A 6000-nucleotide genomic window follows, 5' to 3' on the forward strand; every position below is an offset into this window, starting at 1 on the left:
GGACACGGCCAGACCCGCGCACCCTGTCCGGTCCGCGCCCCCCGCACCGATCCGTCCGACCCGCCCGATCGCCGAGGAGCAGTCCCCATGGCCCCCGCCGCACCGCCCGCCGCGTCCCGCATCGCCGTCGTCACGGGCGCGAGCAGCGGAATCGGCGCCGCCACGGCGCGCCGGCTCGCCGAGGCCGGGTACCGCGTCGTCCTGACCGCCCGCCGCAAGGACCGCATCGAGGCGCTCGCCGAGGAGATCAACGCCGCCGGCCACGCGGCCACGGCCTACCCGCTGGACGTCACCGACCGCGCGGCCGTCGACGAGTTCGCCACCGCCTTCCGGACCATCGGCGTCCTCGTCAACAACGCGGGCGGCGCACTCGGCGCCGACCCGGTCGCCACCGGCGACCCGGAGCAGTGGCGCACCATGTACGAGACCAACGTCCTCGGCACTCTCAACCTCACCCAGGCCCTGCTCCCCAAGCTGGACGCGAGCGGCGACGGCACGGTCGTGGTCGTCACCTCCACCGCCGGGCACGCCACCTACGAGGGCGGCGCGGGCTACGTCGCCGCCAAGCACGGCGCCCACGTCCTCGCCGAGACCCTGCGCCTGGAGATCGTCGGCCGCCCGGTGCGCGTCATCGAGATCGCGCCCGGCATGGTCAGGACGGAGGAGTTCGCGCTGACCCGTTTCGGCGGCGACACCGAGAAGGCCGCCAAGGTGTACGAGGGCGTCGCCGAGCCCCTGACCGCCGACGACGTGGCCGACACCATCACCTGGGCGGTGACCCGCCCGCCGCACGTCAACATCGACCTGTTGGTGGTCCGCCCGCGCGCCCAGGCCTCCAACACCAAGGTTCACCGGGAGCCCTGATGGCCCACGACACCACCGAACAGCGCCGACTGGCCCTGGAGAAGAAGCGCGAACGCTACGTCTGGTACTACCTCGGCTACTTCCTCTTCGGCATCCACATCGTGGCCTTCGTCATGATCTACGCCGTAACCCACGCGAAAGCCGGGCACACCGCACCGCGCATCGCGATCACCGACCCGACCGTCGCACCCTTGCCGTAGTGCACGTCCGGCATCACGGCCAGACCCTTGATCCACGGCAGGGTGGTGACGTTCCGCAGCTGCTGGAGGGCGCCCTCCTCCACCGTCGCCGGGTCCGTCCACATACGGATCGGTACCTTCGCACCCGGTATTTCCACGTACGACATGACGTCCCCATTCCCCCGATAACCAGACAGAAGCCTTGAACCGCAAAACCGGCGCCAAGGTCGACGAAAAAGGATGACGGACCGGCGTCCACGGCAGTGCGTGCGATACACATTGTCCGGGCAGACCGCCCCCCTGCGGCAAGCGATTAACCAGCGGGGACACTGGGACGACCCGGCGGGCGCCGTCCCGCCCCCACCATCGAGAGGAGCCCGACCGTGCAGCGGAAGGCGTACGTATCCGGCGTCGCCGCGCTCCTGGCGGCCGTGCTGGCCGGCTGCACCGGCAGCTCGGACAGCGGCGGCCGGTCGGACAACTCCAACCCCGGAAGCGCCAGTACGGCGACCCAGGCCGCCCAGCCCGGCAAGTACGCCACGCTCCCGGAGCCCTGCGGCGCCGTCGAGGGCGCGACGCTCGACGAACTCCTGCCCGGTATCCGGGAGTTGCCCGACGCGGAGCGGCGCGAGAAGGCGTACGCGGGCGAGGCGGCCCTCACCTATGACACCGACCGCAGGGTGGGCTGCCGTTGGAAGGTGGAGTCGGCGCAGGCGACCGACCGCCTGGTGATCGACTTCGAACGGGTCGTCTCCTACGACAACGCCGTCAGCGACGACGCCAAGGCACAGGAACTCTTCGCGGCCCGGCAGGAGGCGGCGAACCTACCGAAGCCCACGGTCACGACCACCGAGTCCGGCACCCCCTCCACCGAGCCCTCCAGGAAGCCGAGTTCGTCTCCGTCGTCCGGGTCTCCCACCGGCTCGCCGTCCCCCGCCCCCTCCGACCTTCGGCCCCGCCTCCTGGAGGAGCTGGGCGACCAGGCCTTCCTCGACGACGAGCTGAACAGCTCCGGTTCGACCGCTCAGCAGCGCACGGTGACTGTGGCGTTCCGCACGTCCAACGTGATCGTGACCATCGAGTACGCGGAGCAGCCGATGACCGTCGGCGCCGTGCCCGACAGCAAGGAAATGCAGGACAGGGCACGGGAACTGGCCACCGAGTTGGCCGATTCGCTGAACGGCTGAGCACCCTGCAGAGCCCCTTCGGTCGTCCCCCCGAAGCGCACGAAGCAGGACCGCGCGGGTGGCTCACCGCGTACCGTGACCCCTCGGACCCGATCCGAACCGCAGGGAACACGAGCGTCATGAGTGAAGGAACCATGCAGCGACGAGCACAGCGAGAGCAGCCCGAGCGAGCGAAGCGCCTTACCCGCGTTCTTGTCTGCGCGGCCGTCGTCCCGGTGATGCTGATCGCCGCCGGCTGCTCCTCGGACTCCGGCTCCGACGACGGCAAGGACAAGGGTGCGAGCGCCTCCGCGTCGAAGTCCGCGAGCCCGTCCCCGACGGTGCGGGCGGCGGCGTACAAGAAGCTGCCCGAGGCGTGCGGGGTGCTGTCGGAGAAGACCCTGGACGAGCTGGCGCCGAAGGCGAAGTCGGGCAAGGAGGGCAGTTCGGACGATGTCTCGACGCGCGCCAGCTGCTCCTGGAGCAGCCTGGACAACAATGGCGTGAAGGGCTCGCAGTTCCGCTGGCTGAATGTGTCGCTGCTGCGCTTCGAGTCGGACACCACCCGGGGCCCGGGCGACAAGCTGGCCCAGGAGTACTACGACAAGCAGGTGCGGGACGTCCAGGCGGCCGAGGGCGCGAAGGGCATGCAGGCCGAGCCGGTCACCGGGACCGGTGACGAGGCGACGGTGGTGCGGTACGACCTGAAGAAGAAGGAAGGCACCTTCAAGCAGCACACGGTCGTGGCCCGCGTCGAGAACGTGGTCGTCACGCTCGACTACAACGGTGCGGGGCTGGCCGGTGACAAGACGCCGGACGCCGGCGAGCTGCTGAAGGACGCGAAGAAGGCGGCCAAGGAGGCGGTGGCCTCGGTGACGAAGGCCAACGGCACGGGCGGGGCGGGCAGTTCACCGTCCGGGTCCGCGTCGGGGAAGGCGTCGGACAAGCCGTCGTCGTCGGCCTCGAAGCGGTCCTCCGGCAAGAGCTGAGCCCGCTGAATCAGAACCGGCCACCCGTTCCCCGCACACATGTGCCACTCTGTTGCGCGCAACAACACGCACTGGGAGGGGAGTACGGGTGGCCGCGCCACTTCAGCTGACACGGACGCACCGGGTTCTCATCGGTGTGGTCGTCTTCGGGGCCGTGATCATCGCCGGTATCGGATTCGCGGGTTCGTACGCGGCTGTCCGCGAACTGGCCCTGCAAAAAGGCTTCGGCAACTTCAGCTATGTCTTCCCGATCGGCATCGACGCCGGTATCTGTGTCCTGCTCGCCCTGGACCTGCTGCTGACCTGGATCCGCATCCCGTTCCCGCTGCTGCGGCAGACCGCGTGGCTGCTGACGGCGGCGACGATCGCCTTCAACGGCGCGGCCGCGTGGCCCGATCCGCTCGGTGTGGGGATGCACGGCGTGATCCCGGTGCTGTTCGTGGTCTCCGTGGAGGCGGCCCGGCACGCCATCGGGCGGATCGCGGACATCACCGCCGACAAGCACATGGAGGGCGTCCGTCTCACCCGGTGGCTGCTGTCGCCGGGGCCGACGTTCCTGCTGTGGCGACGGATGAAGCTGTGGGAGCTGCGTTCCTACGAGCAGGTGATCAAGCTGGAGCAGGAGCGGCTGGTCTACCAGGCCCGCCTCCGCTCCCGTTACGGCCGCGCGTGGCGCCGGAAGGCCCCGGTCGAGTCCCTGATGCCGCTCCGCCTCGCCAAGTACGGCGTCCCGCTGGCCGATACGGCTCCGGCGGGCCTGGCGGCGGCAGGCATAGAGCCCGCGCTGATCCCCCCGGCTCCCGAGGTGGCTTCGGGCAGTCGTGCCTTCGGCGCGGCGACGCCTCCCGGCGAGCAGCGCCTGGAGCTCGAGGGCAACCAGAACCCGGGCCCCCAGGAGGACGCCGCCGGCAACCCGTGGCTCCACGCCCGCGACCCGCAGTCCGTCGAGTACCACGGCGGCTATGACCCCACGTACGACCCGGACGAGGAGTACGCCCGCTGGTACGCGGAGCAGCAGCAGGCCGAGCAGTATCAGGACCAGTACCAGGAGGAACCGCCGCTTCAGGAGCCCTCTCCCGAGGAGACCGGCAGCTTCCCCATCCCCGTCGTCCCTGGCGGCCGCACCCGCGAGCTCGGTGAGGGCGGCGGCACCCCCGCGTCCGACCCGGACGAGGAGGCGTACTACCAGGTGTTCCGTCAGTCGATAGACGGCAGTTACCCCACGCCCCGTGTCCTGGGCGACAACATCGAGGCCACCTACGGCACCACGCTGAGCCCGAGCGCCCTGAAGGCCCTCGCCGAACGCTTCCAGGCGCGCCATATGGCGGAAATGGAAGAGGACCACATCGCTTGACATCCTCGCCGCCCTGAAGGACGGCGATTCCCGCCTACCGCGCCGTTGAAGGCTGCGGTGTCGAGTGGGTTCCTGCTTCGCCGCGCGGTGCCGGGACGAGTCCCGGTCTTACCTGCGCTCCACAGGCTGACACGGCCAGTCCGGCCGCCTTGGCGATGTTGACCGCCGCGTTGATGTCCCGGTCCAGGACGGCCCCGCAGGCCCCGCAGGTCCACACGCGGACGTGCAGGGGCTTGGGGCCGTCCTTGACACCGCACTGCGAGCACACCTGAGACGTGGGCTCGAAGCGGCCGATCCGGATGAAGGTGCGCCCGTACCGGGCGGCCTTGTACTCCAGCATGGTCACGAACGCCGACCATCCGGCGTCGTGCACGGACTTGGCCAGGCGCGTGCGGGCGAGTCCCTTCACCGCCAGGTCCTCCACGGCGACCGCTTGGTTCTCGCGGATCAGCCGGGTGGAGAGCTGGTGGTGGAACTCGCGGCGCGCGTCCGCGACCCGGGCGTGTGCCCGTGCGACGCGGACCCTGGCCTTGTCCCTGTTCTTGCTGCCCTTCTCCTTGCGGGAGAGGGCGCGCTGCGCCTTCTTCAGGCGCTTCTCGGCCCGGCGCAGGAAGCGCGGGCTGCCGATCTTCGTCCCGTCCGAGAGGACCGCAAAGTGCCCCAGCCCGAGGTCGATGCCCACCTCGGGCGTCGTCTGCGGCAGCAGTTCCTCGGGGCCGGTCTCGACGACGAAGCTCGCGAAGTACCGGCCCGCACTGTCCTTGACCACGGTCACCGTGGACGGCGTCGAGGGCAGGCTGCGGGACCACTTGACCTTCAGGTCACCGATCTTCGGCAGACGCAGCTTCCCACCCGGCGTGATCGACCAGCGGGCATTCGCCGTGAACCGCACCGCCTGCCGGGTGTCCCGCTTCGACTTGCACCGGGGCGCGCCCATACGCGGGCGCTTGCCCTTCAGGCCGTCGAAGAAGTTCCGGTACGCGGTGTCCAGGTCCCGCAGGGACTGCTGGAGGACGACCGCCGACACCTCGCCGAGCCAGGCCCGCTCCGGGGTGTTTCTTCGCCTCGGTGATGAGCGCCTTCGACAGGTCCCCGGTCCTGGGGAACGGCAGCCCCTCGCTGCGGGCGGTCTCCCGAGCGCGCAGCGCGTCGTTGTAGACCACCCGCGCACACCCGAACGCCCTCGCCAACGCGCTGCGCTGACCGGCGCCCGGGTACAAGCGGAAGCTGTACCGAAGCTGCACGCCGATCATGATACGCAGTTGGTTTATGGGTATCGATCAGAACGTTCGTACAGGCCGCCACTGCGTCTTCCGGATGCATGTCCACTTGGTTTTCGTGACGAAATACCAGCACAAAGTCTTCGCCGACCGGCACCTGACGCGGTGCGAGGAGATCATGCGGGCCGTGTGCGAGGACTTCGAGGCAGAGCTGGTCGAGTTCAACGG

The 6000-nt window shown here is 69.8% G+C and carries 6 protein-coding genes and 2 pseudogenes; 6 read left to right on the forward strand and 2 right to left on the reverse strand.

Going from position 1 to position 6000, the window contains the following annotated elements; genetic code table 11:
- The first annotated feature begins 87 nt into the window (after positions 1-87).
- Together AB0L56_RS29635 and AB0L56_RS29640 are read left to right on the forward strand one after the other, a co-directional pair.
- Positions 88-864, forward strand: a complete 777-nt coding sequence (locus AB0L56_RS29635) for an SDR family NAD(P)-dependent oxidoreductase (protein ID WP_361038065.1) — start codon at positions 88-90, stop codon at positions 862-864.
- Entirely contained in the window at positions 864-1064 is a 201-nt protein-coding gene (locus AB0L56_RS29640; protein WP_365428684.1) for a hypothetical protein, read from the forward strand. The genes AB0L56_RS29635 and AB0L56_RS29640 overlap by 1 nt, the downstream gene beginning before the upstream one ends.
- Here AB0L56_RS29640 and AB0L56_RS29645 read toward each other — a convergent pair.
- Positions 1004-1210: pseudogene (locus tag AB0L56_RS29645) on the reverse strand (RtcB family protein); the annotation flags it as partial. The gene AB0L56_RS29640 and the pseudogene AB0L56_RS29645 overlap by 61 nt on opposite strands.
- A gap of 216 nt (positions 1211-1426) precedes the next feature.
- Here AB0L56_RS29645 and AB0L56_RS29650 point away from each other — a divergent pair.
- The 3 genes from AB0L56_RS29650 to AB0L56_RS29660 all read left to right on the forward strand — a co-directional run bounded on the left by AB0L56_RS29650 (position 1427) and on the right by AB0L56_RS29660 (position 4552).
- On the forward strand, positions 1427-2230 hold the full coding sequence (locus AB0L56_RS29650) for a DUF3558 domain-containing protein (RefSeq protein WP_365428687.1): 804 nt from the start codon (positions 1427-1429) through the stop codon (positions 2228-2230).
- A gap of 119 nt (positions 2231-2349) precedes the next feature.
- Positions 2350-3198 carry a DUF3558 family protein gene (locus AB0L56_RS29655; RefSeq protein WP_365428690.1) on the forward strand — a complete coding sequence of 283 codons (849 nt, stop codon included), beginning with the start codon at positions 2350-2352 and terminating at the stop codon, positions 3196-3198.
- A gap of 88 nt (positions 3199-3286) precedes the next feature.
- The gene (locus AB0L56_RS29660) at positions 3287-4552 is read left to right on the forward strand and encodes a DUF2637 domain-containing protein (RefSeq protein WP_365428693.1); all 1266 of its coding nucleotides are present in this window, start codon (positions 3287-3289) and stop codon (positions 4550-4552) included.
- 34 nt (positions 4553-4586) lie between these two features.
- On the opposite strand, the pseudogene AB0L56_RS29665 reads toward AB0L56_RS29660, so the two are convergent.
- A pseudogene (locus AB0L56_RS29665) lies at positions 4587-5796 on the reverse strand (RNA-guided endonuclease TnpB family protein).
- A gap of 73 nt (positions 5797-5869) precedes the next feature.
- On the opposite strand from AB0L56_RS29665, the gene AB0L56_RS29670 reads away from it, so the two are divergent.
- A partial coding sequence (locus tag AB0L56_RS29670; RefSeq protein WP_365428709.1) for a transposase occupies positions 5870-6000 on the forward strand: 131 nt, incomplete at its 3' end.

Origin of the sequence: Streptomyces sp. NPDC052079, from assembly GCF_040680275.1 — a bacterium.
Lineage (GTDB): Bacteria > Actinomycetota > Actinomycetes > Streptomycetales > Streptomycetaceae > Streptomyces.

Coding starts and splice junctions, on each gene's coding strand:
- AB0L56_RS29635 (WP_361038065.1), top strand. CDS start 88: ATGGCCCCCGCCGCACCGCCCGCCGCGTCCCGCATCGCCGTCGTCACG.
- AB0L56_RS29640 (WP_365428684.1), top strand. CDS start 864: ATGGCCCACGACACCACCGAACAGCGCCGACTGGCCCTGGAGAAGAAG.
- AB0L56_RS29655 (WP_365428690.1), top strand. CDS start 2,350: ATGAGTGAAGGAACCATGCAGCGACGAGCACAGCGAGAGCAGCCCGAG.